The 17547-nt window shown below is 70.7% G+C and carries 14 protein-coding genes; 10 read left to right on the forward strand and 4 right to left on the reverse strand.

The features are described from left to right. The first annotated feature begins 97 nt into the window (after positions 1 to 97). The 4 genes from ACGFZS_RS26920 to ccrA are packed head-to-tail and all read left to right on the forward strand — an operon-like array spanning position 98 to position 6247. A complete protein-coding gene (locus ACGFZS_RS26920) occupies positions 98 to 1471 on the forward strand; it encodes an aspartate aminotransferase family protein (RefSeq protein ID WP_393797275.1) in 1374 nt (457 codons plus the stop codon). Beyond that, positions 1471 to 3549 carry an acetate--CoA ligase family protein gene (locus tag ACGFZS_RS26925; RefSeq protein ID WP_393797276.1) on the forward strand — a complete coding sequence of 693 codons (2079 nt, stop codon included), beginning with the start codon at positions 1471 to 1473 and terminating at the stop codon, positions 3547 to 3549. The genes ACGFZS_RS26920 and ACGFZS_RS26925 overlap by 1 nt, the downstream gene beginning before the upstream one ends. 5 nt (positions 3550 to 3554) lie before the next feature. Beyond that, on the forward strand, positions 3555 to 4946 hold the full coding sequence (locus ACGFZS_RS26930) for an aldehyde dehydrogenase family protein (protein WP_393662218.1): 1392 nt from the start codon (positions 3555 to 3557) through the stop codon (positions 4944 to 4946). 20 nt (positions 4947 to 4966) lie between these two features. Continuing rightward, positions 4967 to 6247 (forward strand): crotonyl-CoA carboxylase/reductase, encoded by a 1281-nt coding sequence (gene ccrA / locus ACGFZS_RS26935; RefSeq protein ID WP_393662194.1) that lies wholly within the window; start codon positions 4967 to 4969, stop codon positions 6245 to 6247. A gap of 26 nt (positions 6248 to 6273) precedes the next feature. Here the strand turns inward: ccrA and ACGFZS_RS26940 are convergent, their stop codons facing one another. The 3 genes from ACGFZS_RS26940 to ACGFZS_RS26950 all read right to left on the reverse strand — a co-directional run bounded on the left by ACGFZS_RS26940 (position 6274) and on the right by ACGFZS_RS26950 (position 10243). Continuing rightward, positions 6274 to 6903, reverse strand: a complete 630-nt coding sequence (locus tag ACGFZS_RS26940) for a TetR/AcrR family transcriptional regulator (protein WP_393662193.1) — start codon at positions 6901 to 6903, stop codon at positions 6274 to 6276. Positions 6904 to 7022: 119 nt separating this feature from the next. Further along, a complete protein-coding gene (locus ACGFZS_RS26945) occupies positions 7023 to 8678 on the reverse strand; it encodes an amidohydrolase (RefSeq protein WP_393662191.1) in 1656 nt (551 codons plus the stop codon). Between the two features lie 47 nt (positions 8679 to 8725). After that, positions 8726 to 10243, reverse strand: coding sequence for an APC family permease (locus ACGFZS_RS26950; RefSeq protein ID WP_393662216.1), 1518 nt, complete (start codon positions 10241 to 10243; stop codon positions 8726 to 8728). A gap of 140 nt (positions 10244 to 10383) precedes the next feature. Between ACGFZS_RS26950 and ACGFZS_RS26955 the strand changes: the two genes are divergently transcribed. Beyond that, a complete protein-coding gene (locus ACGFZS_RS26955; RefSeq protein WP_393662189.1) occupies positions 10384 to 11130 on the forward strand; it encodes a TetR/AcrR family transcriptional regulator in 747 nt (248 codons plus the stop codon). Positions 11131 to 11146: 16 nt separating this feature from the next. Here the strand turns inward: ACGFZS_RS26955 and ACGFZS_RS26960 are convergent, their stop codons facing one another. Beyond that, positions 11147 to 12046 carry an LLM class F420-dependent oxidoreductase gene (locus ACGFZS_RS26960; protein WP_393662187.1) on the reverse strand — a complete coding sequence of 300 codons (900 nt, stop codon included), beginning with the start codon at positions 12044 to 12046 and terminating at the stop codon, positions 11147 to 11149. Between the two features lie 115 nt (positions 12047 to 12161). Between ACGFZS_RS26960 and ACGFZS_RS26965 the strand changes: the two genes are divergently transcribed. Genes ACGFZS_RS26965 through ACGFZS_RS26985 form a run of 5 tightly spaced genes read left to right on the forward strand, consistent with a single transcriptional unit; the run spans position 12162 to position 17508 of the window. Beyond that, on the forward strand, positions 12162 to 13592 hold the full coding sequence (locus tag ACGFZS_RS26965) for an SRPBCC family protein (RefSeq protein ID WP_393662186.1): 1431 nt from the start codon (positions 12162 to 12164) through the stop codon (positions 13590 to 13592). Beyond that, complete coding sequence (locus tag ACGFZS_RS26970; RefSeq protein ID WP_393662184.1) at positions 13589 to 15283, forward strand: FAD-binding protein; 1695 nt, start codon at positions 13589 to 13591, stop codon at positions 15281 to 15283. The genes ACGFZS_RS26965 and ACGFZS_RS26970 overlap by 4 nt, the downstream gene beginning before the upstream one ends. Next, positions 15276 to 16265, forward strand: coding sequence for a thiamine pyrophosphate-dependent dehydrogenase E1 component subunit alpha (locus tag ACGFZS_RS26975; RefSeq protein ID WP_393662182.1), 990 nt, complete (start codon positions 15276 to 15278; stop codon positions 16263 to 16265). The genes ACGFZS_RS26970 and ACGFZS_RS26975 overlap by 8 nt, the downstream gene beginning before the upstream one ends. After that, positions 16262 to 17269 carry an alpha-ketoacid dehydrogenase subunit beta gene (locus ACGFZS_RS26980; RefSeq protein WP_393662180.1) on the forward strand — a complete coding sequence of 336 codons (1008 nt, stop codon included), beginning with the start codon at positions 16262 to 16264 and terminating at the stop codon, positions 17267 to 17269. The genes ACGFZS_RS26975 and ACGFZS_RS26980 overlap by 4 nt, the downstream gene beginning before the upstream one ends. Continuing rightward, complete coding sequence (locus ACGFZS_RS26985; protein ID WP_393662178.1) at positions 17266 to 17508, forward strand: biotin/lipoyl-containing protein; 243 nt, start codon at positions 17266 to 17268, stop codon at positions 17506 to 17508. The genes ACGFZS_RS26980 and ACGFZS_RS26985 overlap by 4 nt, the downstream gene beginning before the upstream one ends. Positions 17509 to 17547 lie beyond the last annotated feature (39 nt).

Genomic DNA, 17547 nt, shown 5'->3' on the forward strand with positions numbered 1-17547 from the left:
TCGTTCCTGGCCCCCGGTGCCCTTGACATGGATGCCCGCCCCTAACCACACTTTTAAATGAACGTTTATTAGATGCGTCGAAAGGTCGGGCTCCCTCATGCCTCAGGTCCGGGAATCACACGGTGTCGACGCGGTCGACGCGGTCATCGCCGAGCAGCAGGAAATCTTCTTGAAGCGCCAGCCGCGCAGCGCGGAGCTGGTCGCCGAAGCGAGCCGGTACCTCGCCGGTGGCGCCACGTCGAGCTGGCAGATCGCCAAGCCGCAGGCCGTGTGGATGAGCCACGGCGCCGGATCGAAGGTGTACGACGTCGACGGCAACGAGTACGTGGACATGCACGGCGGCTACGGCGCCTCGATCGCCGGTCACGCGCACCCCGCCATCGTCGCCGCGGTCTCCGACCGGGTCCGCCGCGGCACCCACTTCGCCCAGCCGACCGAGGACGCCATCTGGGTCGGCCGGGAGCTGTCCCGCAGGTTCGACCTGCCGCTGTGGCGCTTCGGCAACTCCGGCACCGAGTCCACCATGGACGCGATCCACCTCATGCGCACCGTGACCGGCCGCGACATGTACCTCAAGCTGGAGGGCGGATACCACGGCCACCACGACTCGGTGCAGGTGTCGGTGATGCCGGACGCCGACCTGATCGGCAGCCGGGAACGGCCGAACCGCGTGACCGCCAACGGCGGCATCCCGCGCGCGATCACCGACCTCGCCGTGATCGTCCCCTTCAACGACCTGGCCGCGATCGAGCGGGCGCTCGTCGAGCACCGGGGCCGCATCGCCGGCATGATCCTCGAACCGGTCATGATGAACGCGGGCATCATCCCGCCCGACCCCGGCTACCTCGACGGCCTGCGCACCCTCCTCCACGAGCACGGCGCACTGCTGACCTTCGACGAGGTCAAGACCGGTTTCACCACCGGCCCCGGCGGAGCGACCGCACGCTACGGCGTCGTACCGGACATCGTGTGCCTGGCCAAGGCGCTGGGCGGCGGCATCTCGGTGGCGGCCATCGGCGGCAGTGCCGAGGTCATGGGGGCGATCGTCGACGGCCGGTACGAGCAGGTCGGCACCTTCAACGGCAACCCCCTGGCCATGGCCGCCGCCCGTGCCACCCTCGCCGAGGTACTGACCGACGAGACCTACGCCCACCTCGACCGTCTCTCCGCCTCTCTCCAGCAGCAGATGGAGCAGACCGTCGCGGAGGCGGGCGTGCGGTGGAACGTCGTCAGCGTCGGCGCGAAGGGCTGCGTCACCTTCAAGCCGGAACAGGTCCGTGACTTCCGGGACTTCCTCGGCGTCGACGACCGCTACAGCCACGCCCACTGGCTGGTGCAGCACAACGGAGGGGCGTTCCTGCCGCCGTGGGGCAAGGTCGAGCAGTGGCTGCTGTCGGCGCAGCACGACCAGGCCGACATCGACCTGTTCGCGGAGAACTTCCGCGCCTTCGTGGCCGCGGTGACCCGCTAGTGACCAGCGAGCGGTCCGCTGTCCGGCCACTGGCCGGCGCCTCACGAGATGCGCCGCGTACCAATGGCCTGAGTGGCATCCTCACTCCCCGGTCGGTCGCCCTGGTCGGAGCTTCGCGCCGCAACCTCGAACTCGTCGCCAACGTCCGGCGGGGCACCGTCGACGCGGCGGGAGTCCATCCGAGCAACCCCGAAGTGGCGGGACTGCGGTGCGTCCCGTCCCTGTCCGCGCTGCCGGCCCCGCCGGAACTCGCCGTGCTCGCCGTCGGTCCGGCCACGATCGCGACGAGCATGCGGGACGCTCTCGCACTCGGCGTACGGTCGTTCGTGGTCCCCGGCCTCGGGGTCGAAGCCGGCCCCGAAGGACCGGCCGCCGTACGGGAGTTGCGTCAGCTCGCCGACGACTCCGGTGCGGCGGTGCTCGGCCCGAACTGCATGGGCTCCGCCCGCCCGGACTCGCCCTCGGCCTGGCTCGGCACCATCCCCGCGTCCTTCCTGCCGGGCTCGGTCGCGATCGTCAGTCAATCCGGGTCGATAGCCGACGCCTTCCTCGCCCTCGGCCCGCGCTACGGGTTCAGTGGCGTCGTCTCCTGCGGCGCGGAACTCAACCGCGACGCCGCCGACTGGGTCGCCCACTTCGCGGCCGATCCGGCGACCAGGGTGATCGGGCTGTTCCTGGAAACGGTGCGACGGCCCACAGCGTTCCGCGAGGCCTTGCGTCTCGCGGGCGAGGAGGGCAAGCCCGTGGTGTGCCTGAAGGTCGGACGCAGTGAACAGGCCCGCCGCGCCGCCCTCGCGCACACCGGTGCGATCGTCGGATCGCAGGCGGCCTTCTCCGCCGTACTGCGCTCCCACGGTGTCCTCCAGGTCGACGACCTGCCGGAGATGATCGAACTCCTCGGCGTGTTCTCGACCGCGCGCCGACCCACCGGGACCAGGATCGGCGCGGTCACCGAGTCCGGGGCCGAGGCCGCCCTGCTGGGCGACCACGCCGAGCCCAACGGGCTGACCTTTCCCGCCCTTCCCGAGCGGATACGGCAACGCCTGCGCGCCGGCCACCCGCTGCTGCCGACGAGCAACCCGCTCGACCCGTGGGCGATCGCCGAACCGGTGGCCGCGTTCTCGACCGCGATCGAGGCGCTGGCCGAAGCCGGTGTGTACGACCTGCTGATCGGGCAGGTCGACCTGTCCCGCCACCGGGGCGGGACCGAACAGACCTGGTGCGGGGCGGTCGTACGCGCCCTCGCCGACGCGGGACGTCGTGCGAACGTCTTCACCGCGGTGACCACGGTGCATCACACCGACCCGCCCGAGGACCTCGCCCGCTACGCCGCCGAGCACGACGTCTGCCTCCTCAAGGGCATCGGGCCCGGCCTGACGGCGATCGCCCGAGCGGCTGTCTGGTCCCCGCGAGTCACCGCGGCGGTTCCGCCCCCACGGGGTGCCGGCCTCGTCGAGGAACTGGCCGGGCTGCCGGCCGGCTCGCTCTCCGAGTTCGTGTCCTCCGCGCTGCTGGAACGCACCGGCGTCGCCTTCGCCCGGCGCGTCCTCGCCGAGTCGGCCGACGCCGCCGCAGCGGCGGCGAGGGAGATCGGTTTCCCGGTGGTCGTCAAGACGGACGGCCCGGCCCACAAGGCACGTGAGGGAGGCGTCCTGCTCGACCTCACCAGTCCCGACGCGGTGTCCGACGCCGCGACGCGACTCGCGGGCCGCGTGCTCGTCGCCGAACAGGTCGCCCCCGGCCTTGAGGTGTTCTGCGGCATGGTGCGCGATCCGGACTGGGGACCGGTCTACGCGCTGGGACGCGGCGGCACCCAGGTCGAGAGCACCACGCCGGTCACCTTTGCCGGCCCTCTCACCCCCGATTCACTGCGGCCCCTGATCGGACAAGCCGGCCTTGAGACCTGGCACGAGCCGCTGGTCGCCGCGCTGCTGGCCATGGACGCCCTGGCGCGCGGCGCGCCACGCGTCGGCGAGATCGACATCAACCCGATCATCTGCGCCGCGGACGGCGCCGCCCGAGCCGTGGACGCACTGATCGTGCTCACGACCGACATCCCTGACGAGGACCGACCATGACCGACATCAAGTCCCACTACATCAACGGCCGTTGGTGCCCGCCGACGACCGATGACCGAACGCCCGTCACCGACCCGGCCACCAACCTGGTCGTGGGCTCCGCTCCGGCCGGCGGCACCGCCGACGTCGACGCGGCCGTCGCCGCCGCCCGCGCGGCCTTCGCGGACTGGGCGGCCACGTCACGCGCCGAGCGAGCCCGGCTGCTCGGTTCCCTCAACCAGCGACTACGACTGCACGCCGAGGAGTTGGCCCGGCTGATCGAGACGGAGATGGGCGCACCGGGGGAGTTCGCGCTGAGCGAGCACGTCGGTACGCCGATCGCCATCATCGACGACTGTGTGGCCCAACTCGCCCACGAACCCGACGAGGAGCGCATCGGCAACTCGCTCATCACCCGCGAGCCGATCGGCGTGGTCGCCGCGATCCTGCCGTGGAACTACCCGCTGTACCAGCTCGTCGCCAAGGTCGTCCCGGCGCTGGCCGCGGGCTGCACGGTCGTGGCCAAACCGGCCGAGCTGACGCCGCTCGCGACCCACCGGTTCGCCGAACTCCTCGACGAAGTCGGCTTTCCCGCAGGCGTGTTCAACCTGGTCTTCGGCACCGGTCCCCTCGTCGGTGACGCCATGAGCCGCCATCCCGATGTCGACATGGTGTCCTTCACCGGATCGACGCGCGCGGGCAGCCTGGTCAGCCAGGCCGCCGCCCCGACCATCAAGCGCGTCGCGCTGGAACTCGGCGGCAAGTCGGCCAGCCTGGTCACCCCCGACGCGGACCTGGAGCAGGCGGTCACCGCGACCGTGCGGTACTGCATGACCAACTCCGGGCAGTGCTGCAACGCCTGGACCCGGCTCATCGCCCCGCGCTCCGCGAGGGACGAGGTCACCCGGATCGCCGCCCGCGTCGCCGCCGAGATCGAGCCCGAGCTGGGCCCGTTGGTCTCTCGTGACCAGTACGCGCGCGTGCAGTCCTATGTCGCGGCCGGACTCGACGCCGGAGCCACGCTGATCACCGGCGGCCCCGGACATCCGGACGGCCGACCGGAGAACGGCAACCACGCGAAGGCGACCGTCTTCGGCGACGTGCGCCCGGACATGGCCATCGCCCAGGAGGAGATCTTCGGCCCGGTCCTGGTGATCCTCTCCTACGACACCCTCGACGAGGCGATCGCCCTCGCCAACGACAGCCGCTACGGGCTGCACGGCGGCGTCTGGGCCGCGACCACGGAAGCCGGCCTGGCGATCGCCCGGCGACTGCGCACCGGCCAAGTCGACGTCAACGGAGCCGAGTTCAACATCGCCGCGCCCTTCGGCGGCTACAAGCAGTCCGGAAACGGCCGTGAACTCGGCCGCTACGGCCTCGAAGAGTTCCTTGAGACCAAGGCCATCCAGCTCGTTTGAGTTCACCAGAGAGGCAGCACATGAGCACCACCGACGCCGACCGGCGTTCCGTTTCCACCCCCACCCTCTCCTCCGTCGACCTCGGCAGCCTTCCGCCGCTGGGCGAGGTGCCGACGCACATGCACGCACAGGTCGTACGCCCCGAGCGCTACGGTGACCCGGCCACGGCGTTCCGGCCCGAACTCGTGCCCACCCCGGCCATCGGACCGGACGAGGTGCTCGTCGCCGTCATGGCCGCCGGCGTCAACTACAACAACGTCTGGGCGGCCCGCGGTTACCCGGTCGACCAGGTCGGCACCCGCCAGAAGCGCGGTGAGAGCGAGGACTTCCACGTCGGGGGCTCCGACGCCGCCGGCATCGTCTACGCCGTCGGCGACCACGTCACCGGTATCGGCGTCGGCGACCACGTGGTCGTCCACCCGGGCTGGTGGGACGCGGACGACCCCTGGATCGCCCAGGGCCGCGATCAGATGATCGCGCCGAGCGCCCGTATCTGGGGCTACGACACCAACTACGGGTCGTTCGGCCAGTTCGCCCGCGTCCAGGCCCACCAGGTCCTCCCCAAGGCCGACCACCTGACCTGGGAGGAGGCCGCCGCCCCCACCCTCGTCGGCACCACCGCCTACCGCATGCTGCACGGCTGGGCCGGAAACACCGTCCAGGAAGGCGACGTCGTGCTCGTCTGGGGCGGCTCGGGAGGTCTCGGGACCCAGGCCTGCCAGCTGGCCCGGCTGGCCGGAGCCACGCCGGTGGCCGTCGTCTCGGACGAGGAACGCGGCAAGTACAGCGAGCGTTACGGCGCCGCGGGCTGGATCAACCGCAAGGAGTTCACGCACTGGGGCATCCCGCCGCTCGTCGACGACACGGCCGGACAGAAGGAGTGGACGGCCGAGGCACGGCGCTTCGGCAAGCGGCTCTGGGAGATCGTCGGGGAACGGAAGGACCCGGCCATCGTCTTCGAGCACCCGGGCGCGGCCACGATCCCCACCAGTATCTTCGCCTGCCAGCCGGGTGGCATGGTCGTCATCTGCGCGGGAACCGCCGGATACGACGCCGTCGTCGACCTGCGCTACCACTGGACGCGGCAGAAGCGTCTGCAGGGCTCCCACGGCACCAACGACGCCCAGGCCGTCGCCTACAACGACCTCGTCCGCGCCGGGAAGATCGACCCCTGTCTCGGACGCACCGTCGCCTTCACCGAACTCCCCGAAGCACACGCGGCGATGGGGCGTGGCGAGGACGTCTTCGGCAACGTCGTCGCCCTGGTCGGCGCCGCCGGTCCCGGCACAGGCGCCGTCTGACGGGAATCAGCGGCAGCGCACGCGACTCACCATCCCAGGGCGGCCTTCGCATAGGACATGGCCAGCTCGCAAGCGAACCCGGGCGTCATGCTCGGGTCGTGGAGAGCCACCTGGATGGTGAGTCCGTCCATGAAGGCGCCGAACCCCACGGAGAAGCGCTCGACATCCCCCGGTTCCAGCGGCAGCTCGCGGACGATGTCGGCGATCATGGCCCGCCAGCGTTCGTCCTGTTGCGCACGGGTGGCCGCGACCTCTTCATGGCGTGCGGCGTGTGACCAGGTCTCCAGCCACAGGGCCCACAGCTGGGGGTTGTTGTGCTCCGGGGAGAAGACCCACTCCACCAGGCGCCGCAGGCGTACCTCGGGCATCTCGCCGCCGGTGACCACCTGTTCGGCCGAGGCGTAGAAGACGTCCTCGGCGTGCCTGAGAGCCTCCACCAGCAAGCGGTCCAGAGTGCCGAAGTGGTAGATGATGGTGGCGCCGCTGACGCCGACCCGATCGGCGATCTGCGCGATGCGGGTGTCGGCGAAGCCTCGCTCGCAGATGACGTCGGCGGCAGCCTGCAGGATCAGATTCCGTTTTTCCTCGGTCCCGGACGCGGCGCGTCTGCCGTGTGCGCCGCCGACCTGTTCCGCTGCGAATCTGCCTCGTGGCACCGTCGTCCTCCCGCTGGACGGGTCCATCGGACCCCTTCACCAGGCAGCCTACCGCCCCTAAACATTCATTTGAACGTTTATTAGAGGCGGCAGGCGTGCGTTGCCTCCCGTCTCGGCCGTCAGGGCGCCGCGTAGACCGCGGCGCCCTCCACGTACGTGGCCGCGACCTCGGTCGAGGCGATCTCCTCGGGTGGCGCGGCGAACGGGTCGCGGTCCAGGACGACCAGGTCGGCGAGGTGTCCGACGGCTATGGAACCGGTGTCGTCGAGGTGGTTCACCCAGGCCGTGCCGGACGTGTAGGCGGCGAGCGCGGTGTCGAGGGCGATCCGCTGTTCCGGCAGGAACGGCTCGGTCGTCGCGTGGGGCAGGATCCGGTTGACCGCCACATGGATGCCACTGATGGGATCGGGGCTGGTCACCGGCCAGTCGCTGCCGGCGGCCAGCCTCGCGCCGGCGTCCCGGAGCGCGGCGAAGGGGTACTGCCGACGGGCGCGTTCGGGTCCGATCACCGGAATGGTGAACTCGTCCATCTGGGGTTCGTGTGCGGCCCACAGCGGCTGGATGTTCGCGACGGCGTCCAGCGCCCGGAACCGGGGGATGTCATCGGGGTGGACGATCTGGAGATGGGCCAGGTGGTGCCGGTTTCCGTTACGGCCGTTGGCGGCCAGCGCGGCCTCGACCGCGTCCAGCGCCTCGCGTACCGCACGGTCCCCGAGGGCGTGGAAGTGCACCTGGAAGCCGAGCCGGTCCAGGGCGGTGACATGGGAGCGCAGGCTGACGGGGTCCACGAAGCTCAGCCCGGCGCTCTCGTGGGAGTGGGCGGAACGGGTGGAGTGGCCGCAGTGGTCGTGATACGGGGCGAGCAGACCGGCCGTCCGGTTCTCGACCACCCCGTCCTGCATGATCTTGACGGAGCCTGCCGAGAAGCGGCCGGCACTGCCGTACTCGCGGCGCGCGCTCAGCTCCTCGATCTGCTCGGCGCCGCGGGCCCGGTCCCACCACAGCGCGCCCCTCACCCGTGCGGTGAGGACGCCGGCCGAGGCGGCCTCCCGGTAGGTCCCGAGCACGTCCGGACCCCCGAGACCCGCCCCGACCAGCGCGTCCTGCCACGCGGTGAGCCCGAGGGAGTGGAGCATGCGCTGCGAGCGCAGGAGCGCGTCGAGGAGTTCGGCGTCGGTGGGTGGCGGCACGAGCTTGCCGACCAGATTGGCGGCACCCTCCTGCAGCATTCCGGTGGGTGAGCCGTCGCCGGCGCGCTCGATCCGCCCGTCGGCCGGATCGGGGGTGGCCGCGGTGATCCCGGCCAGGGCGAGCGCCCGGGAGTTGACCCAGGCGCCGTGATGGTCGCGGTTGGGGAGGAAGACCGGCCGGTCCGGTACGACCTTGTCCAGCAGCTCGGCCGTGGGCTGCCCGCCGGGAAACGCCTCCAGCGACCAGCCGCCGCCGGTGATCCACTCGGCGGAGGGGTGCGCCTCGGCGTAGGCGCCGATCCGCCGCAGGTACTCGGCCACGTCGGTCGAGCCGGTCAGGTCGCACTTCGCCAGCTCCAGACCCCCGTGCACGGCGTGGATGTGCGCGTCCTGGAAGCCCGGGACGAGGACGCCGCCGGCGAGGTCGACCACGTCGGTACGGGCGTCGGTCAGTTCGTCGGCGTCGGCACGGCCGAGACCGACGATCCGGCCGCCTCGGACCGCCACGGCGTCCGTGCGGGGGAGAGCCGGATCCATGGTGTGGACGGTCCCGTTGACGAAGACGAGGTCGGCGGAGATGGTCATCGTGCTCCTGACGTGGAGGGGATACGGGTGCGGGTGCCGGTGCGGGATCAGCCGGCTTCGACGGGCGCGGCCGCCGGCTCTCCGGACCGGGCCGGGTCGGCCGGCTGTTCCCCGATGACCCCGCGGAAGTAGTCGGCGCGACGGCCCCACTTCGCCCAGGCGGAGAAGCACAGGCCGGCCGCGAGGATCGCCACCGGCACCGTGGCCAGGAACCGGCCGTTGGTGGCGTCGAGGGCGAACGACGGACTGGTGGTCCAGTTGTGGTAGGTCAGATAGCCGCCGAGTGTGAGCAGCACCGCCGCGGACAGGGCCGGGATCACGACGTCCCGCAGTGCCGGGAGCAGCCCCGCGCGCAGCCGGTCGGCGAAGCGGACCGCGCAGGCGAGTCCGACGAGGGCGTAGTAGAGGGAGACCAGCGTGCCGATGGAGGTGGCGGCGGCGGACACCACCTGGTTGAGGGTGCCGATGCCGATGGCCAGGCTCGCGATGGTGGCGGCGATGCCGGTCAGCAGGAGCGTGCCGATGGCCGGGGTGGCGTACTTCGGGTGCAGGCGGGTCCAGACCCGGCCCAGCGTCTGGTCGCGGCCCATGGCGAGGGTGTTGCGGGCGACCGGCAGGACGCCGGCCTGGAGCGAGGCCACCGAGGAGCACAGCAGCGCGAGCAGGGGGAGCGCGGCCAGCGGTTCGGAGGCCAGCCGTTGGCCGAGGTACGGCAGCAGCTGCGGGGCGTGCTGGGCCATTTCCGGAACGGTGAACATGCGGCCGAAGCTGACGGCGGCGAGCAGGAACATGCCGAGCATCAGGAACAGGGAGGCGTATCCGGCCCGGGCGGCGTCCCGTGGGTCCCGCGTCTCCTCGGTGACCGAGAACGCGCTGTCCCAGCCCCAGAAGATGTAGACCGACACGACCAGCCCGGCGGCGAGCACGCTCACGGAGTCGAATCCGAAGGGGTTGAACCAACCGAGGCTGAAGGCCTGGTGACCGGCGAAGAGGCCGTAGCCGCAGAAGCCGATCAGCACGGCGTACTCGAAGACGATCAGATACGTCTGGAACCTGGCGGCGACGTCCGCTCCGCGGATCGCCGCGTAACTGACCGCGAGCAGGACGAGTACGCCCAGCACGGTCGACAGCGAGATGGACAGCGGGTCGAGTTCCAGCCCGAGCACCGAGTGCAGACGGGCCTCGCCCGCGAACTGCAGCAGCATGGATCCGCAGACCTGGCTGCCGTACGCCAGATACAGGGTGGAGCCGACGATCTGGATCCAGCCGACCTGGAAGCCGAGGAAGGGGCTGAGGGCCCGGCCCACCCACACGTACCCGTTGCCGAGGTTGCGCTCGATCCGGTTGAGCCGGGCGTAGGCGGAGGCGATGCCGAGGACCGGCAGGAAGGCCAGCAGGACGATCGCCGGCGTACGGCCGTTCACGATGGTGGCGATGACGCCCATCCCGATGCCGATGCTCATGGTGGGAGCGGTGTTGGACATGGCGATGACCGCCCCGTCCACCGGACCGAGAACCTGACGGAGTTTCGTGGTGGAGGCCGACGGCGGTGCGTCGGCGGACATCTCTGGCACGGATGCCTCCAGCTGAGGGCTGCGGAGAGGGTCGCCGAGACGGCGAGGTGCCCCCATGAAAGCCCCGGCGAGTTATTGCGTCAACGATGTTGACGCAACATCCTTGTAAACCGGCATGATGAAATGGCCCGATGGTGAGCGAGAACCCGATGGCGAGCGAGAAGGCGACGACTTCCCCGGACCGGCTCATCGGACGGCGAAAGCGCAGCACCACGACCCGCGCCGGGGTCGCGTTGTCCGCGGAGGTGATCGTCGACGCGGCACTGCGTCTCATCGATGCCCGGGGGCCGCAGGCGCTGAGCGTGCGCAACCTGGGAGCCGAACTCAAGGCCGACCCGACGGCGATCTACCGCTACTTCCGCAACGTCGACGACCTCCTCCTCGCCGTCGCCGAGCGTCTGATCGGCGACGCCCTGACCGAGATCGACCCGGCCGCGGACTGGCTCACCAGACTCCGCGACCTGGCCGTCCGCGGCCACCGCGCCTACCTCGCCCACCCCAAGGTCGCCCTGCTCGTGGCCGCCCGCACCACCGGACGCGGCCACGAGCTGAAGATGGTCGACACGATCCTGGCCGCCTTCGCGTCGGCCGGGTTCACGGTCGCCGCCGCCGTCCGCCACTACCGGGCCTACGCCGACTTCGTGCTCGCCTTCTCCGCGTTCGACGCGGCGTCGGCGGCCCTGAGCCCGCAGACGCAGGAGCGCGACCGGTCGGCGTGGTCGCAGACGTACGCCCAGGTCGACGCGGACGTCTGTCCCGCCATCGCCGAGGCCGGTCCCGAACTGGTCGCCCAGGCCGGCCTGAGCACCTTCGAAACCACGCTCGACCTGCTGCTGGCCTCGTTCGCCGCACAGGCGCCGCCATCCGCGAAGGGCTGACCGGGGCCCGGTCGGCTCACGCCGTCAGCACGTCCGCGAGCCGCCGCCACCCCTCCCGCACCCGGTCCTCCAGTGGCTGTCCCTCGGTCAGGTACCGAACGCCGTTGGGACGGTCGGTGACGATCTGGATGGCGACATGGTCGGCGCCCGCCGCGAAGTATTCGTCCAGCCGTCCCTTGATGCGCTCCTCGTCCCCCCAGGCGATGATCGCGTCGACGAGGCGGTCGCTGCCGCCGTTCGCCAGGTCGTCCTCGGTGAACCCGGACCTCAGCAGGTTGTTGGCGTAGTTCTCCATGCGGGTGGTGATGTTCATGCGGCCGACGGCGCGGGCGCGGTCCGGGTCGGTCTCCAGCAGGACCCGCACCTCGGGGGCGAGAAGGGGGCCGTCGCCCAGCGATTCGCGTGCCATGGCGGTGTGCTGGACGGTGGAGAGGTAGGGCAGCGTGCCGGCCGAGCGGTCGCGGGCGAGCTTCAGCATCTTCGGTCCGAGGGCCGCCAGGGCCCGGCGTTCCGCGGGATGGCCCGCCGCGTCGAGGGCGTCGAGGTACTCGACCATGGTCGAGTACGGCCGCTGGTAGCGGTCGACGAGCTTGGAGTGGCTCACACCGAGGCCGAGTACGAACCTGCCGGGATGGGTCCGGTCGAGCGCTGTCACCTGCTGGGCCACGTCAGCCGCCTTGTGGTCCCAGATGGTCGTGATGCTGGTGCCGACCGTGACCCGCGAGGTCTGCTCGATGATCGCCGCGGCCTGCTGGACGGAGGGGCTGCCGCCGATCCAGAGGGCCCCGTAGCCCAGCTCTTCCGCCTCCTGTGCCGCCTCGCCGAGCTCGGCGCGCTGACCCGGGTTCATCACCCGTAGGGCCATGCTCCAGATGCCGTAGCGCCCGATGGACTGTTTCAGGCTCGTGTCCTGCATGTGTGCTTGCTCCTTTGTGCGGAGGGCTTGACGAGCATCATAGAGAGTGGTCACTCTCTTCACTAGAGAGCGGACACTCTCTTGGTGTGATGTGAGCCGTGAAAAGGACGTCACCATGACCGCGACAGAAACAGAGCCGCAGCAGGCGCAGACGCAGACGCAGACGCAGACGTACGACGAACCCGAACGACCCCCCTTCTCCCCGGACACCCCGGTCCGTGAGGACTTCGTCCCGAAGGGCGACTACATCGACCCGGCGCGTGCGCGGCTGGAGAAGGAGCGCCTCTGGCCGGACGTCTGGCAGGTGGCCTGCCGGGAGGAGGAGATCCCGGACACCGGCAACTTCGTCACCTTCGACGTCGTCGACGAGTCGATCATCGTGATCCGGCTGGCCGACGGGTCGATCAAGGCGTACTACAACGCCTGCCAGCACCGGGGCCGCCGGCTGACCCAGGGGTGCGGCACCGCGCACCACTTCTTCTGCCAGTACCACGGCTGGCGCTGGAACCTCGACGGCACGGTCCGTGAGGTCGTCGACCGCGAGGACTGGGGCGACCGGATCGACGACGGGTCCCTGCGGCTCAAGGAGCCCCGGGTGGACACCTGGGGCGGGTTCGTCTTCATCACCATGAACCCGGACGCCGAACCGCTGCGGGACTACCTCGCCCCGCTGCCCGAGGTGTTCGACCCCTTCGAGTTCGAGAAGTTCCGCTACCGCTGGTACAAGACGGTCGTCCTGCCCGCCAACTGGAAGACGGCGCTGGAGGCGTTCAACGAGGGGTACCACGTCCAGACCACCCACCCCCAACTGCTGCGCGCTTTCGACGACTTGACGAGCAGCAGTCGCTTCGGCCGGCACTCCACCTTCACCGGAGCCGAGGACAACTGGCCGCTGGGCGCGCCCTCGCGCCGGCTCGGGCAGCCCTTCCCCAAGGATCTGCGTGCCGGTGTCATCACCTTCATCGAGCTGATGGAGGAGCAGCTGAAGGCGATCTGGACGCCCCGGGACCTCAAGGCCGCGTACCGGCTGACCGGCGAACTGGACGAAACGGAGGGGGCGGATCCGGCCAGGGTGCTGGGCGCGCTGATGGAGTTCGCCGCCCAGGAAGCCGACAAGGACGGCTCCGGCTGGCCGAAACTGACCGCCGAGAACCTGATCCGGGCGGGGCAGGACTGGCACATCTTCCCCAACCTGGTCTTCCTGCCCTACCCCGACGGCGCCCTGTGGTACCGGGCCCGGCCGAACGGCGACGACCCCGACAGCTGCGTCTTCGACATCTGGTCGCTGGCCCGCTACGCGCCGGGCGCGGAGCCCGAGTTGAAGCGCGAGTACTACACCGACTGGCGCGAGCACGACGGCTGGGGCCGGATCCTCGAACAGGATTTCGAGAACCTCGACGCGGTCCAGCAGGGCATGAAGTCCCGCGGCTTCGGCGGTGCCCGGCCCAGCCCGCGCCAGGAGATGGCGATCAGCAACTTCCACCGGGTGCTGCACGAGGAGTACTACCGGGTGGGTACGAAAGCACCGAAAGAGGAAACATCATGACGAAGGAGCCCGAGCCGGGCTGGGACACCGTCGCCGACCTGGTCGTCGTAGGCAGCGGAGGCGGCTCCATGGCCGCCGCGCTGGCCGCCAGGCAGGGCGGCCTCGAACCCCTGATCCTGGAGAAGACCGACTACGTCGGCGGCTCCACCGCGATGTCCGGCGGGGTGCTGTGGCTGCCGAACAACCAGGTCTCCAAGCGGGCCGGGGCCGAGGACAGCCCCGAGGACGCGCGCCGATACTTCGCGGCCTCGGTCGGCAACGTCGGCCCCTCCACCTCGACCGAGCGGGTCGAGGCGTTCCTGAACGCCGTCGAGCCGATGACCCGGTTCCTGCTGGACCAGGGAGTGCCGTTCCGGCACTGCGAGGGTTACTCGGACTACTACGACGAGCTGCCCGGCGGCAAGGCGCGCGGCCGTTCGCTGGAGACGGAGATACTCGACCTGCGGCGGCTGGGCCCCTGGCGTGAGAAGTTCCGCGCCCGTGCCGACCTTCCCCCGGTGCCGCTGACCACCAGTGACGTCTCTCCGCTGTCACTCGCGCCCCACACCTGGCGCTCGGTGACCACGGTGGCGAAGGTCGGCGCCCGCATGGCCAAAGCCAAACTGACCCGCCGTGAGCTGCGCGGGACCGGTTCGGCGCTGCAGGGCTGGATGCTGCTGGCCACGCTCCGCGCCGAGGTGCCGATCTGGACGGGCACCCGGGTCGTGGACCTGGTCGTCGAGGACGGCCGGGTGCTGGGCGTGGTGGCCGAGCGGGAGGGCCGGACGGTCCGGGTGCGCGCGCGATCCGGCGTCCTGCTCAACTCGGGCGGCTTCGCCCACAACCAGGCCATGCGCGAGAAGTTCGGTCCCGCGCCCGCCTCCACCGCCTGGACCTCCGCCAACGAGGGCGACACCGGCGAGGTGATCGAGGCCGCCATGCGGCACGGAGCCGCGGTGGACCTGATGGAGGAGGCGTGGTGGATCCCGTCCACCGTGCTGCCGGACGGGAAACCCCTGTTCGCGGTGTACGAGCGTTCCAAGCCGTACTCCATGCTGGTCGACGCGAGCGGCGCACGCTATGTCAACGAAGCCGCCTCCTACATGGAGGTCGGTCAGGCGATGTACGCCCGGCACCGCGAGACCACCGCCGTACCCAGCTGGTTCATCATGGATGCCCGCTTCCGGCGACGCTACCTGTGGGGAACCGTGCCCGGCGGAATCACCCCGCGCGAGTGGATCACCTCCGGCTACCTGAAGAAGTCCGACACCGTCGAGGGCCTGGCCGAACAGTGCGGGATCGACCCGGCCGGGCTGCGGGACACGGTGGACCGCTACAACACCTCGGCCGAGCACGGCAAGGACCCGGAGTTCCACAAGGGCGAGCGGGCGTACGACCGTTACTACGGCGACCCCACGGTCCGGCCCAACCCGTGCGTGGCCCCCGTGTCCAAGGCCCCCTTCTACGCCGTCGCCATGTACCCCGGCGATGTCGGCACCTCGGGCGGCCTGCTGACGGACGAGCACGGCCAGGTGGTCCGGGAGAACGGCGAGACCATGCCGGGCCTGTACGCCACGGGCAACTGCACCGCGTCCGTCATGGGACGCACCTACCCGGCCGCCGGCGCCAGCATCGCGGCGTCCTTCGTCTTCGGCTGGCTGGCCGCCCACCACATGATCGAGAACACCCGGAGGAGCGATTCCGTTGCCTGAGCCGACCCCTGTCGCGGACCATCCCCTGGTCCGTGTCTACCGCACCGCCGCCCTGGTCCACCGCGCGGACGAACGGCTGCGCGGCCTGCTCACCTCCGGTGAACTCGCCGCCGCCTACTACTCGCCGCGCGGTCAGGAGATCGTCGCCGCGGCCATGGCGCACAGCACGCTGCGCACCGACGACTACCTCGTCACCACCTACCGCGGCATCCACGACCAGATCGCCAAGGGCATGCCGCTGGACCTGCTGTTCGCGGAGATCTTCGGCAAGGCCACCGGCACCTGCAAGGGCAAGGGCGGCTCCATGCACGTCACCCACCCGGACACGGGCGTCATGGTGACCACCGGCATCGTCGGCAGCGGCCTGCCGATCGCCGTGGGCCTCGCCACCGCCTCGCACATCCGCAAGGAGGACCGGGTCACCGTCGTCTGCTTCGGCGACGGCGCCAGCAACATCGGCGCCTTCCACGAGGCCCTCAACCTGGCCTCGCTGTGGAAGCTGCCCGTGGTCTTCCTCTGCCAGAACAACCGGTACGCCGAGTCCACGGCCTACGCCAACGGCACCACCGCCGAGCACATCGCCGACCGCGCGGCCGGCTACGGCATGCCCGGCGTGACCGTCGACGGCAACGACCCGGAGGCGGCCCTGGGCGCGCTCACCCAGGCGGTGCTGCGGGCCCGCGCGGGCGAGGGCCCCACCCTGGTGGAGGCCGACACCTACCGCTTCATGGGCCATTACTTCGGTGACCCTGGCGCCTACATGGACAAGGACGAGTACGACGCGGCCCTCGCCGTCGACCCCGTCCCCGCCCTGCGCGCCACGCTCCTGGAGCGCGGCCTGGCCGACGAGGACCAACTCCTCGCCCTGGAGGCCGAGATCGCCGACGAGGTCGAGCGCGCGGTCGCCTTCGCCATCGAGAGCCCCTACCCCGGCGCGGCGGAACTGCGCCTCGACGTCTACCGCGAGGAGGTGCCCGCATGAGCCCGACCGAGCGCCGCAAGCGGGACGGGAAGATCACGTTCCAGCAGGGCTGCACCATGGCCCTGGACGAGGCGATGGCCGCCGACGACTCCGTGTTCCTGCTCGGTGAGGACGTCGCCGACCGGGAAGGCGGCGGCACCTTCAAGGTGACGGCGGGCCTCGCCACCAAGTACGGCACGGACCGCGTCCGTTCCACCCCGATCTCCGAGCAGGCCATCGTCGGCACCGCCGTCGGGGCGGCCGTGGCCGGGCTGCGCCCGGTCGCGGAGATCATGCTGATGAACTTCATCACCCTCGGCCTCGACCAGCTCGTCAACCACGCGGCGAAACTCCGCTTCATGTCCGGCGGAGTCACCGGCGTCCCCCTCACCGTCCGCACCGCGACCGGCGCGGGCGGCGGCACCGGCGGCCAGCACTCCGACATGCTGGAGGCCTGGCTCGCCCACGTACCCGGCCTCAAGGTGGTCGTCCCCTCCTCGCCGGCCGAGGCCAAGGGCCTGCTGCTGTCATGCGTCCAGGACGACGACCCCTGCGTCTTCGTCGAACACACCCAGCTCTACTGGACGAAGGGCGCACCGCCGGAGCCGGGCCTCAGGATTCCCCTGGGCAGGGCGAACATCGCGCGCCCCGGCACGGACGTCTCCGTGATCACCTACGGCCGTCCCGTCGGCCAGTGTCTGGAGCTGGCCGACCGACTGGCCGGCGACGGGATCGAGGTGGAGGTCGTGGACCTGCGTACCGTCTCGCCGCTGGACGAGCGGACCGTCCTGGAGTCGGTCGCGAAGACCCGCCGGGCCGTCGTCGTCCACGAGGCGGTCGGCCAGTTCGGGGTGGGCGCCGAGGTCTCCGCCCGGATCAGCGAGGAACTGCACGGCCAACTCGCCGCGCCCGTCGTCCGGGTGACGTCGGCGAACACACCGGTGCCGTTCTCCCGGCCGCTGGAACAGGAGTACCTCTACAAGATCTCCGACGTGGAGAGCGCGATCAGGAAGTCGGTGGCATGAGCGAGGTCGTCGTCATCAAGCTCCCCAAGCTCGGGCTCACGATGGAGGAGGGCGAGCTGCTGGAGTGGCTGGTGGAGGACGGGGACACCGTCGAGGAGGGGCAGCCGATCTACATCCTGGCCACCGACAAGGTGGAGAACGAGATCGAGTCGCCCGCGACGGGCACCATCAGCCTGATCGGCGAGATCGAGACCACCTACAAGGTGGGGGACGTCCTCGCGGAGATCACGCCCTCGTGACCCCCTTACCGCCGCCGCGGCCCTGCCCTGTCCTGCCCA

This window comes from Streptomyces sp. NPDC048288, from assembly GCF_043201555.1.
Taxonomy (GTDB): Bacteria; Actinomycetota; Actinomycetes; order Streptomycetales; family Streptomycetaceae; genus Streptomyces.

Bases quoted from the DNA above. Each gene is read 5' to 3' on its own strand.
- ACGFZS_RS26920 (WP_393797275.1), top strand. From the start codon at position 98: ATGCCTCAGGTCCGGGAATCACACGGTGTCGACGCGGTCGACGCGGTC.
- ccrA (WP_393662194.1), top strand. From the start codon at position 4,967: ATGAGCACCACCGACGCCGACCGGCGTTCCGTTTCCACCCCCACCCTC.
- ACGFZS_RS26945 (WP_393662191.1), bottom strand. From the start codon at position 8,678: ATGACCATCTCCGCCGACCTCGTCTTCGTCAACGGGACCGTCCACACC.
- ACGFZS_RS26950 (WP_393662216.1), bottom strand. From the start codon at position 10,243: ATGTCCGCCGACGCACCGCCGTCGGCCTCCACCACGAAACTCCGTCAG.
- ACGFZS_RS26955 (WP_393662189.1), top strand. From the start codon at position 10,384: ATGGTGAGCGAGAACCCGATGGCGAGCGAGAAGGCGACGACTTCCCCG.
- ACGFZS_RS26960 (WP_393662187.1), bottom strand. From the start codon at position 12,046: ATGCAGGACACGAGCCTGAAACAGTCCATCGGGCGCTACGGCATCTGG.
- ACGFZS_RS26965 (WP_393662186.1), top strand. From the start codon at position 12,162: ATGACCGCGACAGAAACAGAGCCGCAGCAGGCGCAGACGCAGACGCAG.
- ACGFZS_RS26970 (WP_393662184.1), top strand. From the start codon at position 13,589: ATGACGAAGGAGCCCGAGCCGGGCTGGGACACCGTCGCCGACCTGGTC.
- ACGFZS_RS26980 (WP_393662180.1), top strand. From the start codon at position 16,262: ATGAGCCCGACCGAGCGCCGCAAGCGGGACGGGAAGATCACGTTCCAG.
- ACGFZS_RS26985 (WP_393662178.1), top strand. From the start codon at position 17,266: ATGAGCGAGGTCGTCGTCATCAAGCTCCCCAAGCTCGGGCTCACGATG.